Source organism: Chlorogloeopsis sp. ULAP01 (assembly GCF_030381805.1).
Taxonomy (GTDB): domain Bacteria; phylum Cyanobacteriota; class Cyanobacteriia; order Cyanobacteriales; family Nostocaceae; genus Chlorogloeopsis.
Map to the genome: position 1 here is coordinate 1 of NZ_JAUDRH010000024.1, position 25,967 is coordinate 25,967.

Here is a 25,967-nt window from a genome sequence, read left to right on the forward strand (position 1 = left end):
GATGTACCCCACCGCCTACGGCACCTCCCCTTACTAAGGGGAGGTTGGGAGGGGTTGAATATGAATCACTCAAAAAGTGAAATGGTATCACATCGCGGCTGCGCTCTCTGCTGATGCAGAGGAATTTGTAACCACTGAAAAAACTACAAAACCCATGCATCGCGTAACAGAAATTAAAATCGTTTCAATTGCCGACGAATAAAATTATTGCCAAATAGCCAAAGCCTTTAGTGCTATGCAACGACCTCAAAGTAAAATAGTCACACTAGAAGACATTTTAATCACCGAGGAGTTATCCCGTCGAAATCCTCGTTCGGCAAATTTACTAAAAGAAAATCAGGCATTGCACGCGTTGGCGCGGCAGTTGGTAAATCAGCCCCAAACAATCCTTCAAACTTTAGTTGACATAGCACTAGATTTATGCATCGCAGGAACAGCAGGGGTGAGTTTATTAGAGATAACACCCACTGGTGAAGAATTCTTTCGCTGGAATGTATTGGCAGGAGCATTAGCACAGTACGTTGGCGGCACTACACCCCGCAACTTTAGTCCCTGTGGTACTTGTCTTGAACGTGGTACACCGCAACTTTATCAGTATCCCGAACGGTATTTTACTTATTTACAGGCAGCAAACACTCCCATTGTTGAAGGGTTAGTATTGCCGCTAATTGCAGATAACCATGCTTTGGGTACTATCTGGATTTTATCGCATGACGAACAGCGGCATTTTGATAGTGAAGATGTGCGGGTGATGACGAGTTTGGCGGACTTTACGGCAGCAGCAGTGCTAGTAAATCAACGGCAGACTCAGGAATTACTGGCAGCGAATATCCGACTAGAAACTGAGATCGAAGAACGCAAACTGATCGAGGAGTCAGCGCGGGAAAATGAGGCATACTTTCGAGCGATCGCCGATTTAGTTCCCGATCTGCTCTGGCGCAACGATCTTGATGGCAAAGCAATCTGGTACAACAAACGCTGGTTGGACTACACTGGGCAAACCCTCGAAGAAGCACAGGGGGATGGCTGGTTAGAAGCAATTCATCCGAGTGATCGCGCTTCTTGTTTTGCCAACTTTCATAATGCTGTAAAAGAATGCCGTCCCCTGCGACAGGAACACCGCATCAAAGGCACGGATGGCAACTATCGCTGGTTTCTGGTGCAGGCACAGCCTGTAAATAAGCCGAACGGACGCATCATCTGGTTTGGAGCCGCTATCGACATTCAGGAACAGCGTACAGCGATCGAACAATTGCGCGAATCGGAAGAATGCTTGCGGGCGATGATTGAAAATCTGCCAGGTGGAGCGGTGTTTGTCGTTGACCGCGATCTGCGTTATTTGCTGGCTGAAGGAGAAGCATTGGCAATTGCCGGATTCCAACCGGAAGATCTCTTTGGGCATACGATTTTCGAGGTGCTGCCATCCGAATTAGCGACATATTACGAGCCTATGTACCGGAAAGCCCTTGCAGGTGAGCCGTTCGAGCATGAACACCATGCCCACGATCGCACTTACATCTCACGGGGAACGCCGCTTCGGGCTGAAAATGGGGAAATATATGCGGTGCTGGCAGTTTCTTATGACATTACTGATCGCAAACGGGCTGAAGCAACGTTACGTGAGAGCGAAGAACGATTTCGCGCCTTTGTGATGGCAAGCTCGGACATGGTGTACCGCATGAGTGCCGATTGGCGTGAGATGCGGAACCTCGAAGGGAAGAAGATCCTCATCAACACCGAAGTGCCAAGCCAGACTTGGATTGAAACCTATATTCCTCCAGCAGAGCAGTCGCTGGTATGGGCGGCAATTGAAGCCGCCATCCGCACTAAGACGACCTTTGAGTTAGAGCATCGGGTGATTCGACAAGACGGCACGATCGGCTGGGTCTTCTCGCGTGCCATTCCAATGCTGAATGAACAGGGAGACATCATCGAATGGTTTGGCACTGGCAGTGATATAACCGCTCGTAAGCAAACCGAAGCAGCCTTACGCGCCTCGGAGGAAAAATATCGATCGCTATTCGAGAATGTCAACGATGGCTTTTGCTTGATCGAAATGCTGTATGACAATGGACAGCCAATCGATTACCGTTTTCTAGAAGTCAATCCCGCATTTGAGACTCAAAGCGGATTCAAGCACGCGATCGGCAAAACCGCCCGTGATTTTTTGCCTAATCTAGAAGCTGAGTTTCTCACAAACTATGAAACGGTTTTGGGAACGGGGGAACCAATCGAGTTTGAAATTCAGTCAGCCGATATGGGACGATACTTCCAAGTGGCAGCGTATCGGTATGGCGATCCTCAAAACAAACAACTGGCGATCGTATTTTCTGATATCACAGAGCGTAAACAGGCGGAAGAAAAACTGCGTCGGGCGGCTGAAATGGATGCCTTTAGGGTCAAGTTGTCGGATGCACTGCGATCACTTCACGACCCGATTCAAATTCAGGCAGAAGCGTGCCGACTTTTGGGCGAGCATTTGGGTGTTGACCGCGCTTACTACGTGGAAGTCAACGAAGCGGAGAGTTACGCGCGTGTCAATCAAGACTATTTGCGCGGTGACTCGCCTTCGCTCGTCGGCGTTTTTCGGTTAGCGGATTATGGCTGGATTGTGCCGCTCCTCCAAAGGGGCGAAACTATCATCGTCGCGGATGCGGAAAACTCGGACATCGTTCCCGAAGCCGACTGCAAGGCGATGGCAACTGTCAGGATTACCGCGCATATCTCCACACCGCTCGTCAAAGCAGGCACGTTGGTAGGCGCGCTCTGCGTTACCGAATCCGCGCCGCGACAGTGGTTGGCGGCGGAAGTTGAACTCGTGCGCGAAACCGCCGAACGCATCTGGGCGGCGATCGAACGCGATCGTGCCGAAGATGCCTTGCGCGAATCGGAAATCCAGCGGATTCGAGAACAAGCCGCCCGCGAAGAAGAACGCCAACGCGCCGAATCTCTGGCAGAACTTGATCGCGCTAAAACCTTGTTCTTCAGCAACGTGTCCCACGAATTTCGCACGCCGCTAACACTGATACTAGCTCCCCTGCAAGATGCCTTGAGCGATTCGGTCAATCTCCTGCCTCAAGAACAACGGGAACGGTTAGAACTTGCCCATCGCAACAGCTTGCGTTTGCTGAAATTGGTGAATACGCTGCTCGACTTCTCCCGCATCGAAGCTGGACGCATAGAAGCACTTTATAAACCAACCGACTTGGCAATGTTCACGGCTGAGTTAGCAAGCGTATTTCGTTCCGCCATAGAACAGGCTGGGCTGCGCCTAGTGGTCGATTGCCCACCAATGAGTGAGCCTGTATACGTAGACCAGGAAATGTGGGAGAAAATTGTCCTTAACTTGCTCTCCAACGCCTTTAAGTTCACCTTTGAAGGCGAAATTGCCGTTAGGCTACATCTTGCCGATGACCATCATGTGACGCTACAGGTAGAAGATACAGGCACCGGGATTAAGCCATCGGAACTACCCCATCTGTTTGAGCGATTTTATCAAGTGCGTGGGACAAAAGCAAGAACTTATGAAGGATCTGGCATTGGTTTAGCTTTGGTGCAGGAATTAATTAAACTGCATGGTGGAACTGTAGATGTAAGCAGTACCGTAGGGCAAGGAAGCTGTTTTACAGTCACAATTCCATTAGGGACAGCCCACCTGCCAAGCGAACGCATCCAAGCTACACGCACGCTGACGTCAACAGCATCAGGTGCTGCACCTTATGTTCAGGAGGCACAGCGATGGTTGCCGGAAGAAGGGACTAGGGATAAGGAGACAAGGGGAATAACCAATACCCAATCCCCAGTACCCAATTCCCAATCACGCCAGTCCACTCAACGGGGGAAACCCCCGCACGTGGCTGGCTCCCCAATCCCCCGTATCCTCATTGTCGATGACAATGCCGATATGCGCGATTACCTGATGCGGATTTTAAGCGAATACGTTGAAGTTGAAGCCGTTGCGGATGGAGCGGTTGCACTGGCAATTGTTACTGAACGAGTGCCGGATCTGGTACTTTCTGATGTGATGATGCCCCAGATGGACGGTTTTGGCTTACTTAAAGCATTGCGAGCTGATGCGCGGACAAAAGAAATACCCATTATTTTACTTTCTGCCCGTGCCGGAGAAGAGTCTGTAATTGAAGGACTCCAAGCTGGGGCTGACGATTACCTAATTAAACCCTTTTCTGCTCAAGAGCTTATCACCCGTGTGAATACCCATCTCCAAATGGGGCAACTGCGTTCTGAAGCACTCCACCAGGAGAGAACAACTAGCCGCATGAAGGATAAGTTACTAGCAGAAGTTTCCCACGAACTAAATGCCCCCTTAGTTGCCATTCTTGGTTGGACACGCTTACTCCGTAGTAGTACGCCCAATCCAACCATGTTGATGAAAGCCCTAGAGACAATCGAGCGTAATGCCACTGTGCAAGCTAAACTGATCCGGGATTTACTGGATATCTCAAGGATTACTGCGGGCAAAACTAATCTTGATCTCCAGTGTGTGGCTCTAGAATCTATAGTAGGGCATGCGATCGCTACTGTGCGTCAATCCTTGGAAACAAAAGAAATTTGCCTAGAGTGTATATGTGAGCCTTTATCAATCACAGTTCAGGGCGATCCAGAGCGTTTACAGCAAATAGTCTTAAATTTACTTACTAATGCTATTAAATTTACTCCTCAGGGAGGAAGAATAGAAGTTCGTCTTCACATTTTACAAAATCAAGCCCAAATCGTGGTGAGTGACAATGGCAAAGGTATCAGTGCCGAGTTTTTACCCCATGTTTTTGATATTTTTTGTCAATCTGAAAGCTCACACTCGAAAGGTGGATTAGGATTAGGACTTGCGATCGCCCATCACTTAGTAGAACTCCACGGTGGTACCATCATCGCCGAAAGCCCTGGAGTTGGAGGGGGTGCAACCTTTACCGTCAACCTACCACTCGTTGGTGTTAGTCTATAAGATAGATTTAATTAGAATAAATATAATTTAATCTCAGGAAAAGCATTATAACAAGCGTCTTGCACTTAAACATTCCAGGAGACATTTTTTAATAATACGAACGCTTAAATAATCAAATCATCTAACATCTGGTGTGAATCATGAAAATCAATGATATGTCAAAGATTTGGTGTGTTGTAAAAACACGAACGCCTGCGGCATAAGCAAAGAGTAATTTTGCCTCTATGCAACGATAAATACAGGATGTCAACTTCTAATTACACATTGAGCGTATTGAATAATTACACCAGGCTTTAACATGACTACATCAGATGAGAACCCAGATTTTGAAGCTTTGTTGCATTATCTGAAGCAAAACTGTGGTTGCGATCTGACAGGTAATAAACGTGATTCTTTGATGCGTCGGTTCCAACGCCGAATGCAACAGTTAGGAATAGAGAACTATATAAGCTACTTGCAATACCTAAAGGCTGATCCCCAAGAGTGCACTCCCCTGCTTAATACAGTATTGATCAATTTCTCTGGCTTTTTTCGCGATCGCGATGCTTGGGATTATTTAGCCAATCAAATCATTCCTCAAATCATCACAACCAAGCAGCCGCAGGAACGAATCAGAGTTTGGAGTGCTGGTTGTGCTTCTGGAGAAGAAGTTTATACACTTGTAATGTTGCTAGCAGAGATTTTAGGCATCGAGCAATATTTGCAAAGAGTGCAAATGTTCGCTACGGATGTAGATAAAGATGCACTCAAGCAAGCATGGCAAGGTAGTTATAAAAACAATGAGGTAGCAGGCATTCCAAGTCAGCTACTGTCTAAGTACTTTGAGCAAACCGAGCAGGGCTACGTTTTTTGTTCTCAACTGCGTCGCTCAATTATATTTGGTCGCCATAACTTGGCTGTTGATGCGCCCATGTCTAAAATTGACCTGCTTGTGTGCCGCAATGTGCTAATATATTTTCAACGCGAGACTCAAGCAAGTATTTTTGTTCGCTTTCATTTTGTATTAACAGATAAAGGCTTTCTGTTTTTGGGCAACTCAGAAAGCTTGACTAACCAAAAACAAATTTTCATCCCTGTCAGTCTCAAGCATCGTATTTTTACTAAAAGTAAAGACCAAAAGCTCGGTTTAAATGAGCACTTACTGCTCCTACCCCAGACTTGCGACAAGAAAGCAGTTAATCCTTTAGATAATTACATTCATATTTGGCAAAAAACCTTTGAGATAAGTCCTTTAGCACAGATAGTAGTGGATAGAAGTGGCTCTCTGTTATTGGTAAACGAACGGGCTTTTGACCTGTTTAGGTTACAAAATAATGATATAGGTGCGCCTGTGCGAGATCTAGAGATAGGGCAAGTTGTAAATCCATTGACTTTGCTCAGGCAGTTAAATCACGATCGCCGCCCGTTCAGCCTCAAAAATATAAAGTGGGTAACTGATAATGGCACAACTTATCTAGACATCCACATCACACCAATATCATATTCGAGTGGTAAGCTCTTAGGCACAAACCTCACTTTTATTGATGCCACACAGTATATGTACCTCAAGGGCGAAGTTGAACGCTTAAATTCAACTCTTGCAAGGGTAACTCAGGAACTACAGTTAACAAGAGAAATGCTACATTCTAAACTCTAGAGCTAAAAAATATACACTAAATTTAAGGCAGCCATCGTTTATGAGGTGGACGCATATGAAGTTAGCAACAGTACTCTTAGTAATAGTTCTAGTTTATACACCTGCTACTGCTTTAGCACGACAAACCCAGCCAAGCGATCGCCTATCACCAACAACTAGGCAGAAACTAGATCAAAATAGAAAGAAGTTTAATGCAGATATTGAGCGGAAAGTAAGAGAAACACAAGCATTAAAGAGATTTAGTAGACGATATTTGGCAGAGTTTGAGAGGAGAAATCGGCAGATGCAACACCGTCCAGATGCTGTTATACGTTTGCGGGAAAATTAAACATTATTCACCCCAACAAAGCTGCAACCATATCCGTTTCTTCCCAAGGTATAATTCCTAAATCCAGTCTACCCACGTGTCCGTAAACAGCTAGTTTTCTGTAAAACCCACCTTTGACAATTGTAGGCAGTAGTCTCAAATTAAACTTCTTAATAATTCCTGCAAGACGAAAATCAAAATGCTTTTCCAGGAGTTTTGTGATTTCTTCATCAGAAATTTTGCCGGTGCCAAAGGTTTCTACTTGAATGCTAACAGGTCTGGCAACTCCGATAGAATAGGTTAGCTGCACTTCACATTCTTCCGCCAAACCAGCCGCAACAACATTTTTGGCTGCATATCGTGCAGCATAAGCACCAACTCTATCTATCCGCGTCGGATCTTTACCGCTTAAAGCCGCGCCACTATGGCGTGAATACCCCCCGTAAGTATCTATGGCATTTTTCCTGCCAGTTAACCCCGAATGTACGGAAGGGCCACCAATTGAAAAAGGTTCATCAAAATCGATTAAAATTCTAGTCTTGTCATCAGGCTTACATTCATTATCTTTTAAGACATAATCGATGATTATCTCTTTAATCTCCTCTTGGAGTTTATTCACATTGCCAAAATTTGATTCTGACTGCTGATTGTGACTTGCCAGAATTGAGATACTGTGGATTCTATAAGGCTTGCGATCGCGATATTCAATGCCAACTTGAGTTTTGCCATCTGGTCTAATGTATGGCAAAATTTTCTCCTGACGCACAGCAGTTAATCGCCTTGCTAACTGATGTGCCAACCAAATTGGCAGTGGTATGAAAGCAGGAGTTTGATTGCAAGCAAAACCAAAGACTGTCACCTGATCTTTAACAGGAATTAACTCCATTTCATCGTCTGATAGTCTTTTGGCGTCCCAATAACGATAATCATGAGATAGCAATTCTTTCACACTAGTGACAATACTACAGGTTTTAGCATTAAAATCGGGTTCATCATAACCAACCTGTTTAATTACCTGTCTAGCTGTTTTCGTAAAATCTACGATTGCATCAGATTCAAATCTAGCAGCAATGAAAACAATTGCCGTAGCAACAGCACATTCAGCAATGACTCTAGAATAAGGATCTTTCTGGAGGAATTTATCTACAATTGCATCACTAATTTGGTCACAAAGTTTATCCGGATGCCCTTCAGTGACAGACTCAGAGCTAAACATGAAATCTTTTTTCATATTTAATTTATTTGGTTTGAATTTGAAATCAACACTAATTTTGTTAGTATCAAAATTTCAGCAAAGTCAGCTTATTAGCTATTTACTTTATTGTTGCTGTAATTAGAACAGGACTTATGCAAAAACTCTCTCAAACTCTTATTTCTACCCTTCAATAACGCCTTTGGCGAACGTGTTCTTTGTGTTCTACCCTTACGGGTAGACACGTAGACGGACGTAGTCCGGCTTCTCGTAGAGTAGTGGCTTCTGTAGACGGGCTTTGCCCGGCTTCCCGTAGGGTAAGTAGCCGCTACGCGTCTAATGTGTTATTTGTGGTACCCTCCGGGAAGTTGCTTCGCATCTACGCTTTTCATTACTGCTGCACAAGTCCTGTAGAAGTAGATAATCCTGGTGAAAGCTAAAATATAGCAAATCTATTTGACGGAAGAAAGGCAGCTATGCTGGAGGCAGAGGGCAGAAGGAATAAATTATATTTTTGGTCTCTTTAATAAAAAGAGTTGGGGGATAAAGTCTAGTATGGTATGTTACGGCTATGCAAGGATTTGAGAGTTTAAGAGAATGAGAACTAGTCGTAACGCACCGCATGATAAAGGTTTACTTGATAAATCATCTCTCACAATGGGAGTTTGGGGATAAACCTGTTACAAAATTAAGGGTAATATGCGTATTTTTTAAATTAAATATGATTTTTGACGCGAAAGTTTTGAATTTTTTTAAACAGGATTTTATCTAAGAATTTTATTTGATTTGTGAGATAACTCAAAACCCCGACTTCTTCGAGAAGCCGGGGTTCTGGCGTCGTTTACGAATTAGACAGAGATTGCAACAGCAGTTTGTTGTTCTACTTGTTGCTGTTCTACCTGCAAAGTTTGGCTCACAGCATCGTCGTTGCTGCCAGGAAGTAAACGAGTGAAGTTGTGATTATCTCCTTGCAAATACTTATTGGTTACTTCTTTTCTGCTTTCATTCACTAAGAATGGAAGTATAGCACTACTACCAATTACCGCAGCATCAATGAGATTGATTGGTGTGATTTGCAGTAAGCCTTTCAGCCCTGGCATAGTTGCAGCTAGGATCTGGAGGATAAAGGAGCCACCCAGGGCAATATTCAAGTATTTGTTAGGCGGCAATTTCTCCTTGCTGAATATGCTGTGTGTCTGCGATCGACAGCTGAGGGTGTGCAGCAGTTGTGCCATTGTCAAGCTCATGAAGCCGATGGTACTTGCCTGCGCCCCAATACCGTAACGTCTAATGCCGTACCAATAGGCTGCTAAAGCACTGACAGATAATGCCCCTGACTCAATGATGATTCTCTTAAAGTCAGAACTCTTGATAATCGGTTCATTCGGATCGCGGGGTGGCTGACTCAGTACATCTGGTTCCGGTGCTTCCATTGCCAAAGCCAGCGCTGGGAAAATATCTGTAATTAAGTTCAGCCACAGTAGCTGTATGGCTGACAGAGGATGCCCGATACCGGCTGTTGTCGCTGCCAGCATCACCATGATTTCGCTGGTGTTGGTAGACAGCAGGAAGTGAACAGATTTTCTGATGTTGTTATAGATTGTCCGTCCGTGGCTGACGGCAATAATCATGGTTTCGAGGTTGTCATCTTCCAGTACCACGTCTGCAACTTCACGTGCAACATCTGTGCCGGTATGCCCCATGGCAATGCCGACATCAGCAGCTTTTAAGGCAGGGGCATCATTAATGCCATCGCCTGTCATTGCCACAACTTTGCCACTACTTTGTAGGGCTTGGACAATTTGCAATTTGTTGGCAGGGCTAATCCGAGCAAAGACATGAACGCGATCGCATAGTCCCTTCATCACCTCTGGCTCAATGTTGTTGAGGTGGGTGGAATCAAGGATTTGCAGTTGCTCGCCCTTGCTCAAATTCAATTGCTTGCCGATCGCATAGGCAGTTGGGCTTTGATCGCCAGTGATCATTACCGTATTGATGCCAGCTTGATGGAAACCTCCCATCAAGTCTTTCACACCATTTCTGATCGGATCGATCATGCCGACTATTCCCAACCAAATCAAATCTTCACGAGAATGGATATCTTCTGATTCATCTAATTGGTAAGCAACTCCCAGCACCCGCAGCGCCTTGCCTGCCATGTCTTCGTTCTGGTTTTCGATGGCGAGTCTATCTGCATCTGTGAGTGGCACTTTCTGCCCGTTCTTCATCTGAGCGCTACATAGACTTAACACTTCCGACGGACTTCCTTTGACGGCAATGAGGTTTTTTTGCTCGTCAGGGGTAAGGTGCAGTGTTGTCATGTAGTTGCGCTCTTGGGAACGGTGAGCGATTTTCAGTCGCGGGTAATTTGCCCTGAGACTGGTGACATTCACCCCAGAAGTGATAGCTAAATCGATGAGTGCGTTCTCGGTTGCAGAACCTCTGACAACATACTCATCGCTTTCTTGTTCTTTATCTACCTCACTTTCGTTGCACAGTACTAAGACATGAATCAGTTTTAAGAGCTGTTCGTGTTCATAAGGATTTACTGTCTGTTCTTCTAACAGCAACTTGTCATGAGATACCTCGATGCATTTGCTGTCTGTACAAACCTCTACAACCTTCATGCGATTGGCAGTGATGGTTCCAGTTTTATCCATGCAGATAGTTTCGATGGAACCAAGAGTTTCTACAGCATCCAGACGGCGGATGAGGACGTTATGCTTCCTCATGTTGGCAATGCCGAGAGCAAGAGTTGTAGTGGCAACTGTAGGCAAACCTTCAGGAACTGCTGCTACTGCCAAAGATATGGTTGACTTGAGCATTTGCAGTACACCGTTGCCGCGCAGTAATCCGATGCCAAAGACAAAGGCGCAAATTGCTCCTGAGATTACTACCAATTGGCTGCCAGCTTGATCTAGCTGTTTTTCCATTGGAGTTTCGGGCATGGTGGCTTCACCCACCATCATTTGAATTTTGCCCATCTCCGTGTATTTTCCTGTTGCCACCACTGCGGCAATTCCTTGCCCACCGGTGACTAATGTCCCCATGTAAACCATGTTTTTGCGATCGCCTAAGGGAACATGCTCGCCACGCAGGATTGCAGCGCTCTTAGTTACAGGCATGCTCTCACCCGTGAGCGCCGACTCATCTACACTCAGGCGGTGTGCCTCAATTAGTCTGGCGTCTGCTGGTACATAGCTACCGGGTTTGAGAATAAGAATATCTCCGATCGCAATTTCTGGGGCGCTGATTTCTTGGATGCTGCCATCTCTGATTACATATGCCGTTGGGTTAACCAGATTCTTCAACGAGCGAATTATCTTCTCGGAATTACTTTCTGTGGCATAACCAATCGCGGCATTTATAACCACAACTCCCATAATCACCAGAGCATCAACCAAGCCACCAGTAGCAACTGAAACTCCAGCCGCTACAGCCAAAAGTCCTACGGGCAATGACTTAAATTGATCGACAAACATACTTAGCCCGGAACGAGGAACTGCTTCCGGTAAAGTATTCGTCCCGTATTTTTTCAGTTTTTCTGTGGCTGACTTACTAGATAATCCTGATACCTTACAAGTTTTTAACTCAGTAATAACTTCATCAGACTCTTTTAGATGCCAAGATGCAATTTCTTGCGCATGGACATCAATAGTTGTAGTTATTTTCTCTTGACGAGCAATCGATTTGCTGGAATTTTTTGCTTTTTTTTGTGGTCTTTTTTCTTTTTTTGATGTTCTTGTGGCTATAGAGTTCTGGCTGTATTTTGTATATTCTAAAACCAGGCGTTCAATTAACGAAGCCAGCGTCAAACAAGTCTGCTCTGGCTGAAAATATACCAGAACATTGCCTGTGATAGAATTGGCGCTAACTTGCGTTATGCCTTTGTGTTCCGACAACCTCAACTCTAGGTATTTCTTAAGTCCTTCCGAACTTTGCAACCCATTAATTTTATACCTAGCCCTCCCTTGAACAGCAGTATGCAATGTCCGAACAATAGCATTCTTGCTGCGACAGGAGATGTTGCAGTTTTGTTTCATTTCTTCATTCAGTTGTGGAAAAACTAATTGGCCCAGAACTTATTATTGTAGTAGCAATTTTTGATTTAAACTACTCTCAAATAAAAATTTTTAAATAACTTTATTCCTTCAGGAAAAGCTGACACAAATCGAGTTGCTTGCTAGAGTAAACGAGTTTTTTGATGTAAACAATCTTAATTAGAAGTAGGAAGCAAGCAGATGGCAAGTTAGGTAATAGGGGATATGGGACAGGAGACAGATGAATTTAATTCTCCTGTAACCTGTACCCTGTTCCCTGCCCAGTTGTATGCAGTTAATGAAAAGTGCCTGCTTGCGAGAGTGCGATCGCTCCCTGCAAATTCATTTTCATGTCTAAAAATCTCCTACCTGCCAAGCACCTTCCACCAAAGCAGGAATAATTTGTGTGAGTTGTATGTTTTCAAAATTAGGACTCTGAACTGAATTTTAGATAAATTTCTTCACTCAGTATATTCACTCAGTAGTTATAAGTGGTTAGGCAAAATTAAAATAACGGGTGGAGGCAAGGGAACTCTTAACAGCGCAGAGATTATGTAATTAATTTTGTTTAAGTACTTATATTGAGTTTGCCGCTTTTATCTTAAATTTTTCTCATGATAAGGTGTAAAATTTTCTACAAATAATCTGTATATTCAATGGTTAAAAATAGTTTAAAAATTTTGTCAGTCTGATTATGCGAGATAGTAAGCGAAGCAAAAAACATAACATAGCTTTCTTCGTTCTGGTGATAGCTCTCTCAGTAGCAGCAACGGTATTATTATCTTTTCCTCTACAAGCTCAAAATATTCCTTCGCGATCGCCAACCTCGGAGTTACGGGGAGTATGGTTAACCAATATTGATAGCAATGTGTTGTTTGAGAGCGATCGCCTCAAAAGTGCCGTGCAACGTCTTAAGCAGATGAACTTTAACGTTGTCTATCCTACTGTGTGGAATTGGGGCTGGACACTCTATCCTAGCAAAGTTGCACAAAGAGTAATGGGGCGATCGCTTGATCCAGAACCAGGATTGCAAGGGCGAGACATGCTCAAAGAGGTGATTAAAGTAGGGCATCAACAAGGCTTAAAAGTCATTCCCTGGTTTGAATTTGGCTTTATGGCTCCTGCCGACTCTCAATTGGCAAAACGTTATCCGCAATGGCTATCCCAGCGCAGTAACGGAACTCGCATTGTCAAAGAAGGCATTCATGACAGAGTTTGGCTTAGTCCTTTTCGTCCGGATGTGCAAGAATTTATTCAAAATTTAATTGTCGAAATAGTTAGAAACTACGACATCGACGGCATTCAATTTGATGATCATTTCGGCTTACCCTCAGAATTGGGATATGACGCATACACGGTGGCACTTTACAAAAAAGAACACCGTGGTAAAGCCCCACCAAAAAATCCTCAAGATCCAGAATGGGTGAGGTGGCGAGCAAACAAAATCACCGACTTTATGAAGCGGGTATTTACAGCGATCAAAGCCACGAAAAAGAATTGTATTGTATCCGTTTCACCTAATCCCCAGCGCTTTTCTTACTCCTTCTTTTTAGCCGACTGGGAAAGATGGGAGAGGATGGGAATCGTAGAAGACTTGATTATACAAGTATATAGAGATGACTTAAAAGTCTTTACCAACGAACTACAGTATCCGGAAGTGAAAGCTGCACAGCGTCATATTCCCGTTAGCATCGGCATTTTGACGGGCTTAAAACGCAAATATGTATCAATGGATCAGATTGAACAACAAGTACAAAAAGTACGCGATCGCAACTTCGCTGGAGTATCCTTCTTTTTTTACGAAACTTTGTGGAACTTAACTAAAGAACCAACGCAAAAACGTCAATCTGGCTTTCAAAAACTCTTTCCTACATCAACAGCATACCCAAACTTGCTTGTGGGGTGGAAGCCGTAAAACTAGAGGGGAGATAGGGAGACGCGGAGACTGGAAGACGCGGTGACGCGGAGAGAAATGAGGACAAGGAGACAATTAAACAAGGACATAAGGGGAGAGAACCTGATTCACGATTCCCCGTGTCCCCGTGTCCTCTTCATTCCCCGTGTCTGTTAGCCTCCAATTCCCAACCTTCCAGCCAAACCTGGGGTCAAGGGTAGGAGAGTGGCAATCATCAAGAATAAAGCCAAAAGACCTAAAGCAGCGCGGGCATCATCTGGTTCAGTAATTTCATTTAAGCTGGGGCGTTCTAAGCCACGTTGCAAAAACAAAATTACAATCACCCAATACATCGCCAAAGGATTGCCAAGAGCGACTAATCCCAACAAAATTAATGTGGCGAATGTAGTTCTTCCTGCGGTTTTGCGCCCATAAATTGCTTGGACAATACGCCCACCATCCAGTTGTCCTGCGGGCATCAAGTTTAAAGCTGTGATTACCAACCCCAGCCAACCAATAATCACTAATGGATGCACATCCACTATTTGTGACTGTAAAGCCGAACCGAGGACAACTCGCGCCAAGCTTCCTACCAAAATTGAACCTTGGAAAAATTCATTTGGTAATTGAAACATACTACCTGAGTGGGAAAGTAGTAATCCAGCTACTAGCATCAACAAAGAAACAATTCCTCCAGCAGCTGGCCCTGCTAAGGCAATATCAAATAATACCTTACGGTTGGGTATTTGAGACTCAAACCGAGTAATCGCACCAAAAGAGCCAATTTGCACGGCGGGGAGAAAGTACGGCCAACTGAGGCGAACTTGGTGGCGACGAGCAAATACCCAATGTCCGATTTCGTGAGCTACCAAAATTGTTATTATCCCAGCAGCAATTGGTAAAACTTCGGCGAATCTGCCTGGATTGGCAACAAAATCAAAATTCAGTAGTATTCCCGCAGCTTCTAAACTTGTAGCAATGGTTGCTACCAAAAGAATAACCGCAAAAACTTTTTGGGCTAAGGTCATCGGACGAGGATCATTGCGGCTGGGCAAAACAATTACCACAGGTTTCCCATCCGTATTTTCCACTAAAAATAAGCGATATTTATCACCTAAACGCTCCTGCAAAATTTCTGTCAGTCGTTTGTAAACAACTTCTGCTTCACCGCGTAGATTTCCTTTAAAAATGGCTCCTTCTTGGTAGGCAATGGTTTCTGTGGCAAAAAAAGTGTCAATGCCGAAAACACTTTTAATAACGTTTAAGTCCTCTTCAGGAATTGGTACAATCTCAGGCTGTAGCTGTACTGTTCCTGTTGGCTGTTTTACTTCTTGTGCGGCACTAGTTTCTGCTGCGGCTAGCTTCTCAGTAGCCCTTTGTCTTAGCAGTTCATCTTGTCCAAGCTGGCGCAGCTGTCTGCCCAGATAAATATATATTCCAGCCGAAAACACTAACAAAAAGAGTATACCAACTATATTGATGTACACTCCCGTGGCAAACAAGCCAAAGAACAGCAGCCAGGGAGCTATCAATACCACTGACTGTAACCAGGCTAAGATTCCCAACTTGCCATAAGGTCTGGCACGATAAAAGCCCCAACTTAAAATACCAAAAGCGACCAGCACGATAGCCGCAACTATAGGAGTTTCTGACGTAGTAAACATCTCCAAACCCTTTGCTTTGTTCAACCAAGCCTGAATAAGTCAGGTATTCACAGATATTAATAATTTATAACGACGGTTGTAACTGGCCCAATACCTTAAGGTGGGCTTTGCTGAATATGAGTATGAAACCCAAAAATGCGATATCTCAAACTCTTATTCTCTAAGCCTCTGCGCGAGACTAATTCCATCACACAACATTTTAAGATGAACGCGATCGCATCTGAGGAGGTAAGGGGCGCATATCTTGAATATTTTTGCCTATGTATTGCGAAATGCTGCAAAATCAGTTTGTAGGTTTTGATATTCTGGCTGTCTTAGATATCGGATGACTAAACGCAGATTGGTTGCCTATGTGGGTTATTTGTCAATAGTGGGATGTGCATCAGCATTATATTTGAGTGGTTGGGGTAAATGTGCGATCGCTTTCACTGCAAGATACCCAGCTTTTTGAAAAAATCGGGTAATACCTGGGCTACTATAGCTATAATCTACTTATTCAAATTACATATAAAGTCGATGGCAGAGAAAATATCAACACTTCAGCAAGCACTTGATATTGTGGAAGCGCTCGACCCAGAAGAACAAGCGATACTTGTTGATATTATTAGTAAGCGTTTGAGTCAACAGCGACGGAATGAGCTATTAAAAGAAGTTACACAAGCTAGGCAAGATTACCAACAAAGTAATGTCAAACGCGGTTCTGTTGCTGATTTGATGGCGGAGTTGGATAAGTGAAAAATTTAGTTTGGAGTACAGGTTTTGTACGTAAATTCAAACGTTTGACGAAGAAAAATCCACAATTGCGCTTCCAAATTGAAAAAGCATTACAATTGTTAGTCGAAGAACCTTTCGATTCAAGCTTGCGTACTCATAAATTAAAGGGTGATTTAGAAGGAGTATGGTCTTGCTCGATAGATTAAGATCATCGTCTTTTATTTGAATTTGTTGAAAACCCAGATTCGGGAGAGGAAGAAATATTATTACTTACTCTCGGTTCCCATGACAATAGTTTATTAGCAATTGAAGCAACTTTACTTAATCTTACTTTTCATCTAATGTTTTTCTATAGTAGTGTGTGTGATTGCTATCTGATAAAGTTAGGGGTTGTTGCTCGTGTAGCTGTGCAAAGCACTCTTGGTGTTTGTTTGTGGGTATGAGAGTAAATGCGATCATACTCAGATCAATTAAGTAAGCGATCGCCCAATCCAACTTATCTTTACTACTAAAGATTCAAAGCTTTTTTAAGAGCTGCTTGTACCGATACTAATATATCTAATGGCAAAATACCTAACTGCCTTTGAAAAACCAACTCATTAACAGTAGCAATTTTATCGGTTCTGATTAAAGAAGTCTTTTTCAATCCTGTTTGTGCAAACTCTGGATGATTATCTGCAAGCAATACCCAAGTTTCATGCAACTCATTAGCGGGAATTTTTGAGAAAATACCCAAAATAATAAATTCTTCTCGGTGGGCTGCCATCACAAGGGCTGGTCTAAGTTTAGTAGAAGTTAAATCACTTAAAGGAAAACGAACTAGTCAGATTTCTAATGCTTTAGGCTTCGTCATTATAAATATCTTCCTCTGGATCGTTCCATTCTTGAAAACCTGTCTCTGCTAGTTGCATAATTGCGACTGTTTCGAGTTTTTCTTCAATAGCAACCATTAATCTCATAAGTTCTTCTATCGGTAACTGTAAAATCATATTTTTAATTTCTTCCACACTTGGAGTCGGAGTTGAAGCCATACATATCCTTGCTATCAAGTTATGCATCTATTATGAAAGATTTGGAAAAAGCTGGGTGGCAAAATGGTTATCGTATCTATGGAACTTTGTTTGTTAAGATGAAACAAAATTAACAAAAAAATCATCAACACTTTTGATTTAGCCAACTTGGGAATAATTCAGAGTGTGAGGAGGATGGAAACTATATGCGGATTTTACTCGTCTATCCTATATTTCCCAAAACCTTTTGGTCATACGAAAAAATCTTAGCATTAGTAAATCGCAAAGTTTTGCTGCCACCCTTGGGTTTAGTGACAGTAGCGGCGATTTTACCCCAGGAATGGGAATTTAAGCTTGTTGATCGCAATGTTCGCTCAGTGACAGACGAAGAATGGGCATGGGCAGATATAGTTATTTTCTCGGCGATGATCGTGCAAAAGCAAGATTTGCTCGACCAAATTCGGGAAGCGAAAAAACGTGGTAAGTTAGTTGCTGTGGGTGGCCCCTATCCGACTTCTATGCCTGATGAACCAAAGGCAGCAGGGGCAGATTTTCTCATTCTCGATGAAGGGGAAATCACCCTACCAATGTTTGTTGAAGCAGTTCAACGAGGTGAAACATCTGGAACTTTCCACGCCACCGAAAAACCAGATGTGACAACAACTCCGATTCCTCGCTTTGATTTGCTAGACTTTGATGCCTACGATATGATGTCAATTCAATTTTCGCGGGGTTGTCCTTTCCAGTGCGAATTTTGTGACATCATTGTTTTATATGGTCGCAAACCTCGTACCAAAACTCCTGCACAACTTTTAGCAGAGTTAGATTATCTCTACGAGTTGGGTTGGCGGCGTGGTGTCTTCATGGTGGATGACAATTTTATCGGCAACAAACGCAATGTTAAGTTGTTGCTCAAAGAATTAAAAGTCTGGATGCAACAACACAATTATCCTTTCCGATTTGACACCGAAGCTTCTGTGGATTTAGCACAAGATCCAGAATTGATGGAGTTGATGGTTGAGTCTGGTTTTGCGGCGGTGTTTTTGGGAATTGAAACACCAGATGAAGATAGTCTGCAACTTACGAAGAAGTTCCAAAATACGCGCAGCTCCCTTGTGGAAGCAGTACAATCCATCATCAAAGCAGGTTTGCGCCCAATGGCAGGATTTATTATTGGCTTTGATGGTGAAAAAGCAGGTGCAGGCGATCGCATTGTCCGTTTTGCCGAACAAGCAGCAATTCCCTCGACTACCTTCGCTATGTTGCAAGCGCTACCAAATACAGCACTGTGGCATCGCCTTAATAAAGAAGGAAGACTCAGGGATGGTAAAGACGGCAATATCAATCAAACTACTTTGATGAACTTTATCCCCACTCGCCCTCTAGAAGAAATTGCTAGAGAATATGTGGAGGCTTTTTGTAGTTTATACGATCCAGTACGTTACTTAGATCGTACTTATCGCTGTTTTCTAATGATGGGTACGCCGAAGTGGAAAGCACCCTTTAAAATGCCAGATTGGGTAGTTGTCAAAGCGCTGTTCATTGTCATTTGGCGACAAGGAATTAAACGAGAAACAAGATGGAAATTCTGGCATAACTTATTTAGTATCATCAAACATAATCCAGGAGTTGCCGAGCATTACCTCGCTGTCTGCGCCCATAATGAACATTTTCTAGAGTATCGGCAAATTGTCCGCGAGCAAATTGAATCCCAGCTAGTGGAATATCTCGCTCAAGGTTCTGAAAAGCCCTATGTATCAGAGCAGGAGAAAGCAAAAGTTTATGCTAGTTAAGGATAGGGACTAGATTCAGTTATCAGTTGTCAGTAATCAGTTATCCTTCGCTGATGACTGATTACTGTTTACTGTCCCTAATCCTTAAAAGGTTTAATCCAACTTTGTTGGAGCGCTGTATCAACAGCGATGGCAGCGATCGCAAACCACAATACACTTTCTGCTGCCATTACAATGAATGGCAGGATATTGCTGGCAAAAGTAACTCCGGCATCTATCTGGGTTAACCCTCTTACCAAGCCAAAGGCAAGTACTCCACCTGATTTGAGGTGTGGATTTTGATCTTGACGGATAATATAGCGGTAGGTAACACCAAATAAAAAGCCTGAGAAGGCAACAAAACTACCACTCAACAAAAAATGCCAATCTAGCGACTTAATATCTAAGCTGCTAAGTACTGAGAAATGCTTAGTCAAAACTAAACTATTGAGTAAAGACGTAGTTAGATAAGCACAAAAAAGGCAGGAACCTCCTAAAACTCCTGCTTTTAAGGATTCTAAGCGTTCTGTCATCAAATCCATGTTCGAGATGTTGTTCATTTAGCTAGGAATTGCTTGAACTGACAAATCACAATTCCCAGTATCATAAATAATGGAGTAGTTTTGTAAATTAGTTTGAAAGTAGCACTATGGCGATTCTGACACTAGGATGGGTTTCACTGTTGGTAGTTTTTACCTGGTCAATTGCAATGGTAGTTTGGGGACGCAACGGATTGTAGAGGTATCGTGGAAAGTCCACTTCTGAGTATTTTGGCTCTGGTTGCTCTAGTACTGCTAGTAGTAGTTACCGGGGGAGTTGGTTATTTAACGCTAGCGGGTTGGCGCGATCGCCGTCTTCAGGAACAAGAAAAACGCGAACAGCGACGCCCAGTTTCCAAGCGAAAGGAAAAATAATCAGAGCTAAGAGTTAAGAATTTTTAGTTACCAATTTAACTTTTAATTCTTAACTCTCAATTTCTGAAGATTGCAATGTTCAGTTATGCAATCCAAAAACATTTAAAATCTAACATTATCAAGACCTTGACTGCTTGTGATAATACTCGGAAATTAATGCCACCGACACCGCCAAGCCAGTAATGGCTAATGCTACTAATGGATTTTGACCTTGGCTAACAGCAAAGGAAGTGACGATACCAGCACCCAAAGCAGCAGTAATTGTAGCAGAAAGCCAATCATACTGGGAATTTCGATTGTACATAATTTGTTTTATTTGAGGAATTTTTTCCAATCAAGGTGTTAGCTTACTCACAAAAATAACACCATATTTTTGGTGAATTTCCCTTTTTATAAATATTGCAATTAAGCTTTACTTTTATTAACCTCAGAATCACTAAAAATACAGAACATAATCCTAATTTTGGATAGTAAATCTTTTTCGTGTTGACTGGGCATTCTCTTATTCATCAACTTTCTCAATATTCCCTGCCTTTACCCAACCTTCTTGTGTACCATCTTCTAGTCTAATTTTTTGCCAAGCTTGATCACTGCTTTCTTCTAAAATAACTACTCTTTGATTAAAACCGACTCCGCCCACACGTTCTGCATCTGGTGTGGGTTCCTTTCGCAGCGTCAAGCCTTGCTGCCAAGTCACGCGTGCTTGGTAAGCACCTGAGGGCAATGGTTTTGTTGATTCTTCAGGTTTTGGTGATTGCTCAGTCTTGAGTTCTTCTTGGGTTTTTTCTGTGGAACTGGAGCTTGCAGAGGTAGACTCTTGTATGAAGGCACCAGAAGAAGCTTTGGCTGTCTGTTTTGATTTTTGATCCTTGGGTTTCGGAGCTTGCGCTTTCACTATGGGTTTATCATTAGCGTAAATCGGTTTTGCAGGCGGTACAGAAACTCGATTCATTAAATACAGCGCCGTTGCAATTCCGCCACCAATTAAAATAGCGATCGCCAAGGAAAAACCAAGTAAAAATTTTAATATTCCAACTAGCATATTTACAACTTTAGGATCATTAAAGATAGAAAATAGGAATTATGACTATTGTAGAGGCGCTTTTAGTTTAGCCTCTTGGGAAGTTAAAAGTTATGATGTGAGCTTCATAACTCTTAACCTTGAGTTTCATCACTCGCTATTTTGGCTGGCATTGAAGCCTTAGCGTAGCTTACCAAAAGCATCGCTCAAGGGACTGTGTTTTGATGCCAAACGCGCTCTACCAGCCGCAGCCCATTCTTGCAGTTTTTGAATTTGCTCTGTGGCAGTACGTGCTAGAGGGATAATTTGACTGGCAGCTTCTAAAATATCATCGGTAGTAAAGTCGCGGTTTTGACTAAAGCCGATGTGCATAGCTTCAATTAAAGTTTGTTCAATTTCTGCTCCAGAAAAATCGGGTGTTTCATATGCTAATCTGTCGATATCGTAGCTTTTCAAGTTATGTGGGCGCAGTCGCGACAAATGCACATTGAAAATAGCTTTGCGTTCATCCTGGGTTGGTAATCCGACAAAGAAAATTTCATCAAATCGTCCTTTGCGGAGCATTTCTGGTGGTAATGCTTGGATGTCGTTAGCAGTAGCAACGACAAACACAGGTGAAGTTTTTTCTGCTAACCAGGTGATAAAAGTACCAAAAACTCGGCTAGTAGTTCCGGCATCACCTTTACTACCAAGCCCCGAAAACGCTTTGTCTATTTCATCTATCCACAATACACACGGAGCCAGAGCTTCGGCAACTTGAATCATTTGCCGTGTTCGCGATTCCGATTCACCCACCAAACCCCCAAATAATCGTCCCACATCAAGACGGAGTAGAGGTAAATGCCAGTGATGGGCGATCGCTTTTGCTGTTAGTGATTTTCCTGTACCTTGAATACCTACCAACAGCAAACCACGGGGGTGGGGTAAACCATACTGTCGCGCTCGATCAGTAAAAGCACCTCCCCGTCGCAGTAACCAATCTTTGAGGTTATCTAACCCACCAATATCAGAAATTTGCTCAGTAGCAGGGTAAAAATCGAGAATTTGGGTTTGACGGATAGTTTGGCGCTTTTCTTCCAATACCAAATCTACATCTTCTGGTAACAGTTCGCCGTGGGTTGCGATCGCTCGTGCTAATACGCGGCGAATACGCTCCATACTTAGCCCTTGACAAGAGCGCACCAAATCATCCAAAAATTTCCCAGAAGGAGAATGTCCTGTCGCCAGCAACAAGCGCTCTAATTCCGCTCTAATTTCGGCAGCACTAGGTAAAGGGAATTCTACAACCGTCAAAACTTCCGTTAAATCGTCAGGAATAGCAATGCGCGGAGACAACAGGACAATATTTTTTGGTTGAGACTTGAGCAGTCGTGCCAAGTTGCGGAGTTTACGGGAAATTGCCACATCTTCCAAAAATCGATGATAATCCCGTAATATAAATACTCCTGGTGCAGATGCAGGTACTTTTTCAACTAATTCTAAAGCTTGCAAAGGGTTACGCTGCCCAAACCCTGCATCATTAGGATTGCCTTGGTAACCATCCACAAAATCCCAAGTATAGACTGGGCGATTACCCTGATGAGCCGCTTCTTCTTTAATAGCAGTTTCCACCCGTTCCTCTTCATAGGTGGGAATGTAGATGAGGGGATAGCGAGCACGCAGCAGCAGTTTAAATTCATCCCGAAAGGTCGTAGACCTGCTATTTTCAAAGCCTCTGGTCATTACTATACCTTTTTATACTATTGGCGTACTAATTTAGTTTTTTGTTAATTGAAAATGTAAACTAAGTTTATTTTTATTTGTACTACTTTATATACTATTCCTGTTACAACTACTTCCTTACCATATCAATTATCCACTGTGGGAAGTCAATTGGTTCGGATGAGGCATTCAACCACTATTAAAGATATTGATCCATCTACCCTAGAGCGTGGCTTTTTTGGCTAATGGGCAACATCCTGCTAATTTTGATGCCCATATTGTCCAAAATTGAGGGGATAGCTGGCATTCTTGCAGTTGGGGCAATCTAGCCGATAAGGTAGCCAAAAAAAGGCGATCGCACTTTAGTTTCCATCACAGGCAATTTAAATCAATCCAACTAATCCGTAAACACTTTGCAGTAGAATTAGTGCTTTAGAGAGAGGAGGGCAAAAAGTGACTCGCGTAATCATTGTGCGCCATGCTCAAAGCACCTATAACATCGAAAAGCGCATCCAAGGGCGCACTGATACGTCCACATTAACTGAAAAAGGCTGTAACGATGCCGCTCTCATAGGCAAAGCCCTCAGTAATATTTCATTTCATGCTATTTACAGCAGCCCCCTACAGCGAGCTAAACAGACAGCAAATATTATCCATAGCTCGCTAGAAAGTAATTCTGGGCAGTCTATTGTTCCTCAAACGAGCGATCGCCTCTTAGAAATAGACTTACCAGCTTGGGAGGGAATGCTTTCGGCTGAAGTCAAGCAAAAGTTTCCTGAAGATTATCGCATCTGGCACGAACAACCCCATCAACTCCAGATGCTAGTCAAAGACGCCCAAGGCAGCAGAGAACATTTTCCTGTCTTAGCTTTGTACGAACAAGCACGGCTATTTTGGCAAGAAATTTTACCTCGTCATCAGGGTGAAACAATATTAGTTGTCGGACATAACGGTATTAATAGAGCTTTAATTAGTACAGCACTCGGCATTTCCCCATCTCGGTATCATTCCATTCAGCAATCTAACTGTGGCATTAGCGTGCTAAATTTCTCTGGAGGATTGGGAGACTCGGTTCAACTAGAATCCATGAACCAAACACAACACTTGGGAGAAACTTTGCCCTCCTTACGCCCAAAACATCAGGGAGTACGTTTGTTGCTGGTGCGTCATGGAGAAACTGAATGGAATCGCCAAGGCAGATTTCAAGGACAAATTGATGTTCCTCTCAACGATAATGGCAGATTGCAAGCACAAAAAGCAGCTGCATTTCTCAAAGATATAGCGCTGGATTTTGCCGTCACCAGCCCGATGCAGCGCCCTAAAGAAACAGCCGAAATTATTCTTAGCCACCATCCTGACGTAAATTTAGAATTACAGAATGGCTTGAGGGAAATTAGCCACGGACTTTGGGAAGGAAAATTTGAAGCAGAAATTGATCAAGAATTTCCAGGCGAGTTGCATCGTTGGCGCACTGTACCAGCAGAAGTACAAATGCCAGCAGGAGAAAACTTACAACAAGTTTGGGAACGCAGTGCAATGGCTTGGCAGTTAGTTGTGCAAGCAGCCTTGACAAAGGGACTCCAAACTGGAATAGTAGTTGCTCACGATGCTACTAACAAAAGCTTGCTTTGTCAGATTCTAGGTTTATCAGCAGAAAACTTTTGGAACTTCCGCCAAGGCAATGGTGCAGTTAGCGTGATTGACTACCCCTCAGGATTGAGTGGTTTACCAGTGCTGCAAGCAATGAACATTACTGCTCACTTGGGCGGAGGAGTGTTAGATAAAACCGCAGCCGGAGCGTTATAAAATTTATGTTATGACGAGCATTTTGCTACAACAAGTACGGGTAATCGACCCTGTTTCTGGAACTGATAAAATTGCCGATGTGCTTTTGAGCAACGGTTACATTCAGTTCATTGCCAGTAACATTTTTGATATCCCTAGTAATACTCATATCCAAGATTGTCGTGGATTGGTTCTGGGAACAGGATTAGTAGATTTGTATAGCCACTCTGGAGAACCAGGATTTGAAGAACGGGAAACCCTTTCATCTCTACTGCAAGCTGCCGCAGCTGGTGGATTTACCAGAATCAGCATCTTACCCGACACTTCCCCATCCATCGATCATCCTGCTGTAGTAGCACAGTTGTTACAAAAGACACACGGCTATAAGAACACGGGGACACCGGAACACGGAGATAAGGGGAATGAGATCTCCGCGTCTTCTTATCCCTATCTCAACATCTGGGGTGCAATTACCTTAGAAGTTGCTGGGAAGCAAATGACAGAATTGGCAGAATTAGCTGTGGCGGGAGTTGTTGGTTTTGCTGATCGCCAGCCTTTAGAAAATTTGGTACTGGTGCGGCGGGTATTGGAATATCTCCAACCGTTGGCTAAACCAATTGCACTTTGGTGTTGCGATCGCCAACTGATGGGCAATGGTGTGATGCGCGAAGGAGTAGACTCAATTCGCTTTGGTTTACCTGGAAATCCTGCTGCTTCGGAAACGAGTGCGATCGCTGCTTTAATTGAGTTAGTCGCCGCTATGGATACGCCTGTACATATCATGCGCGTCTCTACTGCCCGCAGTGTTGAAGTGATTGCAGCAGCCAAAGCTCAAAATTTACCGATCACAGCTAGCACCACCTGGATGCACCTTTTACTTGATACGCAAGCTGTGAAAAGTTACAATTCCAGCCTACGCTTGGAACCACCTTTAGGAACTCCCGCAGATTTGCAAGCATTGCGTCAGGCAGTACGCACGGGAATTATAGATGCGATCGCAATCGATCACACGCCCTACACCTACGAAGAAAAAACCGTCGCCTTTGCCGAAGCACCACCTGGGGCAATTGGTTTTGAGTTAGCATTGCCCTTATTGTGGCAATCTCTAGTAGAAACCGGGGAATTTACAGCTTTAGAATTGTGGCGGGCATTGAGTAGCCGCCCGGCAGAATGTTTAAACCAAACTCCGAGTGCGATCGCGCCAGAGCAAAAGGCTGAATTAACTTTATTCGATCCGCAGCAAAGTTGGAAAGTCGAAAGGCAAAGCCTGCATACACTCTCTGATAATACGCCTTGGTTGGGGCAACAGCTACAAGGAAAGGTTGTGCAGATTTGGTGTTAATTGGTGGGGTAATTA

21 protein-coding genes and 1 pseudogene are annotated in these 25,967 nt (G+C 43.5%); 13 read left to right on the forward strand and 9 right to left on the reverse strand.

Annotation, left to right across the window (positions count from 1 at the left end; all coding sequences use genetic code 11):
• The first annotated feature begins 235 nt into the window (after nucleotides 1–235).
• From QUB80_RS33420 to QUB80_RS33430, 3 genes are all read left to right on the forward strand, one after another.
• Nucleotides 236–4,960 carry an ATP-binding protein gene (locus tag QUB80_RS33420; protein ID WP_289793766.1) on the forward strand — a complete coding sequence of 1,575 codons (4,725 nt, stop codon included), beginning with the start codon at nucleotides 236–238 and terminating at the stop codon, nucleotides 4,958–4,960.
• A 298-nt stretch (nucleotides 4,961–5,258) separates the two neighbouring features.
• The gene (locus QUB80_RS33425) at nucleotides 5,259–6,596 is read left to right on the forward strand and encodes a CheR family methyltransferase (protein ID WP_289793767.1); all 1,338 of its coding nucleotides are present in this window, start codon (nucleotides 5,259–5,261) and stop codon (nucleotides 6,594–6,596) included.
• A 55-nt stretch (nucleotides 6,597–6,651) separates the two neighbouring features.
• On the forward strand, nucleotides 6,652–6,924 hold the full coding sequence (locus tag QUB80_RS33430; protein WP_289793768.1) for a hypothetical protein: 273 nt from the start codon (nucleotides 6,652–6,654) through the stop codon (nucleotides 6,922–6,924).
• Nucleotides 6,925–6,931: 7 nt separating this feature from the next.
• On the opposite strand, the gene metK is transcribed toward QUB80_RS33430, so the two are convergent.
• Nucleotides 6,932–8,134 (reverse strand): methionine adenosyltransferase, encoded by a 1,203-nt coding sequence (gene metK, locus QUB80_RS33435; protein ID WP_289793769.1) that lies wholly within the window; start codon nucleotides 8,132–8,134, stop codon nucleotides 6,932–6,934.
• A 179-nt stretch (nucleotides 8,135–8,313) separates the two neighbouring features.
• Between metK and QUB80_RS33440 the strand changes: the two genes are divergently transcribed.
• Nucleotides 8,314–8,535, forward strand: coding sequence for a hypothetical protein (locus QUB80_RS33440; protein WP_289793770.1), 222 nt, complete (start codon nucleotides 8,314–8,316; stop codon nucleotides 8,533–8,535).
• 408 nt (nucleotides 8,536–8,943) lie between these two features.
• On the opposite strand, the gene QUB80_RS33445 is transcribed toward QUB80_RS33440, so the two are convergent.
• Nucleotides 8,944–12,138 (reverse strand): cation-translocating P-type ATPase, encoded by a 3,195-nt coding sequence (locus QUB80_RS33445; RefSeq protein WP_289793771.1) that lies wholly within the window; start codon nucleotides 12,136–12,138, stop codon nucleotides 8,944–8,946.
• A gap of 691 nt (nucleotides 12,139–12,829) precedes the next feature.
• Here QUB80_RS33445 and QUB80_RS33450 point away from each other — a divergent pair.
• Nucleotides 12,830–14,050 (forward strand): glycoside hydrolase family 10-like protein, encoded by a 1,221-nt coding sequence (locus QUB80_RS33450; RefSeq protein WP_289793772.1) that lies wholly within the window; start codon nucleotides 12,830–12,832, stop codon nucleotides 14,048–14,050.
• A gap of 152 nt (nucleotides 14,051–14,202) precedes the next feature.
• On the opposite strand, the gene QUB80_RS33455 is transcribed toward QUB80_RS33450, so the two are convergent.
• Nucleotides 14,203–15,693 (reverse strand): site-2 protease family protein, encoded by a 1,491-nt coding sequence (locus QUB80_RS33455; protein WP_289793773.1) that lies wholly within the window; start codon nucleotides 15,691–15,693, stop codon nucleotides 14,203–14,205.
• 325 nt (nucleotides 15,694–16,018) lie between these two features.
• On the opposite strand from QUB80_RS33455, the gene QUB80_RS33460 reads away from it, so the two are divergent.
• The 3 genes from QUB80_RS33460 to QUB80_RS33470 all read left to right on the forward strand — a co-directional run bounded on the left by QUB80_RS33460 (nucleotide 16,019) and on the right by QUB80_RS33470 (nucleotide 16,613).
• Nucleotides 16,019–16,144, forward strand: a complete 126-nt coding sequence (locus QUB80_RS33460) for a hypothetical protein (protein WP_289793774.1) — start codon at nucleotides 16,019–16,021, stop codon at nucleotides 16,142–16,144.
• Between the two features lie 65 nt (nucleotides 16,145–16,209).
• Nucleotides 16,210–16,428: a hypothetical protein gene (locus tag QUB80_RS33465; protein ID WP_289793775.1), complete on the forward strand. Its 219-nt coding sequence runs from the start codon at nucleotides 16,210–16,212 to the stop codon at nucleotides 16,426–16,428.
• A complete protein-coding gene (locus tag QUB80_RS33470; protein ID WP_289793776.1) occupies nucleotides 16,425–16,613 on the forward strand; it encodes a type II toxin-antitoxin system RelE/ParE family toxin in 189 nt (62 codons plus the stop codon). The genes QUB80_RS33465 and QUB80_RS33470 overlap by 4 nt, the downstream gene beginning before the upstream one ends.
• A gap of 302 nt (nucleotides 16,614–16,915) precedes the next feature.
• On the opposite strand, the pseudogene QUB80_RS33475 reads toward QUB80_RS33470, so the two are convergent.
• Together QUB80_RS33475 and QUB80_RS33480 are read right to left on the reverse strand one after the other, a co-directional pair.
• Nucleotides 16,916–17,185: pseudogene (locus QUB80_RS33475) on the reverse strand (type II toxin-antitoxin system PemK/MazF family toxin); the annotation flags it as partial.
• 61 nt (nucleotides 17,186–17,246) lie between these two features.
• Nucleotides 17,247–17,438: a hypothetical protein gene (locus QUB80_RS33480; RefSeq protein ID WP_289793777.1), complete on the reverse strand. Its 192-nt coding sequence runs from the start codon at nucleotides 17,436–17,438 to the stop codon at nucleotides 17,247–17,249.
• A gap of 185 nt (nucleotides 17,439–17,623) precedes the next feature.
• Here QUB80_RS33480 and QUB80_RS33485 point away from each other — a divergent pair, with 185 nt between their 5' ends.
• Entirely contained in the window at nucleotides 17,624–19,210 is a 1,587-nt protein-coding gene (locus tag QUB80_RS33485; RefSeq protein ID WP_289793778.1) for a B12-binding domain-containing radical SAM protein, read from the forward strand.
• A 77-nt stretch (nucleotides 19,211–19,287) separates the two neighbouring features.
• Here QUB80_RS33485 and QUB80_RS33490 read toward each other — a convergent pair whose 3' ends face one another.
• Nucleotides 19,288–19,749, reverse strand: a complete 462-nt coding sequence (locus tag QUB80_RS33490; RefSeq protein WP_289793779.1) for a hypothetical protein — start codon at nucleotides 19,747–19,749, stop codon at nucleotides 19,288–19,290.
• 89 nt (nucleotides 19,750–19,838) lie between these two features.
• Between QUB80_RS33490 and petN the strand changes: the two genes are divergently transcribed.
• Nucleotides 19,839–19,928, forward strand: a complete 90-nt coding sequence (gene petN, locus QUB80_RS33495) for a cytochrome b6-f complex subunit PetN (protein WP_010998401.1) — start codon at nucleotides 19,839–19,841, stop codon at nucleotides 19,926–19,928.
• Nucleotides 19,929–19,935: 7 nt separating this feature from the next.
• Entirely contained in the window at nucleotides 19,936–20,103 is a 168-nt protein-coding gene (locus QUB80_RS33500; RefSeq protein ID WP_289793780.1) for a hypothetical protein, read from the forward strand.
• Nucleotides 20,104–20,221: 118 nt separating this feature from the next.
• Here QUB80_RS33500 and QUB80_RS33505 read toward each other — a convergent pair whose 3' ends face one another.
• The 3 genes from QUB80_RS33505 to QUB80_RS33515 all read right to left on the reverse strand — a co-directional run bounded on the left by QUB80_RS33505 (nucleotide 20,222) and on the right by QUB80_RS33515 (nucleotide 22,846).
• Nucleotides 20,222–20,407, reverse strand: coding sequence for a hypothetical protein (locus QUB80_RS33505; RefSeq protein ID WP_289793781.1), 186 nt, complete (start codon nucleotides 20,405–20,407; stop codon nucleotides 20,222–20,224).
• Between the two features lie 198 nt (nucleotides 20,408–20,605).
• Nucleotides 20,606–21,145 (reverse strand): SH3 domain-containing protein, encoded by a 540-nt coding sequence (locus tag QUB80_RS33510; RefSeq protein WP_289793782.1) that lies wholly within the window; start codon nucleotides 21,143–21,145, stop codon nucleotides 20,606–20,608.
• A 159-nt stretch (nucleotides 21,146–21,304) separates the two neighbouring features.
• Nucleotides 21,305–22,846 carry a Ycf46 family AAA ATPase gene (locus tag QUB80_RS33515; protein WP_289793783.1) on the reverse strand — a complete coding sequence of 514 codons (1,542 nt, stop codon included), beginning with the start codon at nucleotides 22,844–22,846 and terminating at the stop codon, nucleotides 21,305–21,307.
• Between the two features lie 432 nt (nucleotides 22,847–23,278).
• On the opposite strand from QUB80_RS33515, the gene QUB80_RS33520 reads away from it, so the two are divergent.
• Nucleotides 23,279–24,631 (forward strand): histidine phosphatase family protein, encoded by a 1,353-nt coding sequence (locus tag QUB80_RS33520; RefSeq protein ID WP_289793784.1) that lies wholly within the window; start codon nucleotides 23,279–23,281, stop codon nucleotides 24,629–24,631.
• Between the two features lie 10 nt (nucleotides 24,632–24,641).
• Nucleotides 24,642–25,952, forward strand: a complete 1,311-nt coding sequence (locus tag QUB80_RS33525) for a dihydroorotase (RefSeq protein ID WP_289793785.1) — start codon at nucleotides 24,642–24,644, stop codon at nucleotides 25,950–25,952.
• The last annotated feature ends 15 nt before the right edge of the window (nucleotides 25,953–25,967 follow it).

Excerpts from the sequence above, each read along its gene's own strand:
- QUB80_RS33420 (WP_289793766.1), top strand. The coding sequence starts at position 236 with ATGCAACGACCTCAAAGTAAAATAGTCACACTAGAAGACATTTTAATC.
- QUB80_RS33425 (WP_289793767.1), top strand. The coding sequence starts at position 5,259 with ATGACTACATCAGATGAGAACCCAGATTTTGAAGCTTTGTTGCATTAT.
- QUB80_RS33430 (WP_289793768.1), top strand. The coding sequence starts at position 6,652 with ATGAAGTTAGCAACAGTACTCTTAGTAATAGTTCTAGTTTATACACCT.
- metK (WP_289793769.1), bottom strand. The coding sequence starts at position 8,134 with ATGAAAAAAGATTTCATGTTTAGCTCTGAGTCTGTCACTGAAGGGCAT.
- QUB80_RS33445 (WP_289793771.1), bottom strand. The coding sequence starts at position 12,138 with ATGAAACAAAACTGCAACATCTCCTGTCGCAGCAAGAATGCTATTGTT.
- QUB80_RS33450 (WP_289793772.1), top strand. The coding sequence starts at position 12,830 with ATGCGAGATAGTAAGCGAAGCAAAAAACATAACATAGCTTTCTTCGTT.
- QUB80_RS33455 (WP_289793773.1), bottom strand. The coding sequence starts at position 15,693 with ATGTTTACTACGTCAGAAACTCCTATAGTTGCGGCTATCGTGCTGGTC.
- QUB80_RS33460 (WP_289793774.1), top strand. The coding sequence starts at position 16,019 with ATGACTAAACGCAGATTGGTTGCCTATGTGGGTTATTTGTCAATAGTG.
- QUB80_RS33465 (WP_289793775.1), top strand. The coding sequence starts at position 16,210 with ATGGCAGAGAAAATATCAACACTTCAGCAAGCACTTGATATTGTGGAA.
- QUB80_RS33480 (WP_289793777.1), bottom strand. The coding sequence starts at position 17,438 with ATGGCTTCAACTCCGACTCCAAGTGTGGAAGAAATTAAAAATATGATT.
- QUB80_RS33485 (WP_289793778.1), top strand. The coding sequence starts at position 17,624 with ATGCGGATTTTACTCGTCTATCCTATATTTCCCAAAACCTTTTGGTCA.
- QUB80_RS33490 (WP_289793779.1), bottom strand. The coding sequence starts at position 19,749 with ATGAACAACATCTCGAACATGGATTTGATGACAGAACGCTTAGAATCC.
- petN (WP_010998401.1), top strand. The coding sequence starts at position 19,839 with ATGGCGATTCTGACACTAGGATGGGTTTCACTGTTGGTAGTTTTTACC.
- QUB80_RS33505 (WP_289793781.1), bottom strand. The coding sequence starts at position 20,407 with ATGTACAATCGAAATTCCCAGTATGATTGGCTTTCTGCTACAATTACT.
- QUB80_RS33510 (WP_289793782.1), bottom strand. The coding sequence starts at position 21,145 with ATGCTAGTTGGAATATTAAAATTTTTACTTGGTTTTTCCTTGGCGATC.
- QUB80_RS33515 (WP_289793783.1), bottom strand. The coding sequence starts at position 22,846 with ATGACCAGAGGCTTTGAAAATAGCAGGTCTACGACCTTTCGGGATGAA.
- QUB80_RS33525 (WP_289793785.1), top strand. The coding sequence starts at position 24,642 with ATGACGAGCATTTTGCTACAACAAGTACGGGTAATCGACCCTGTTTCT.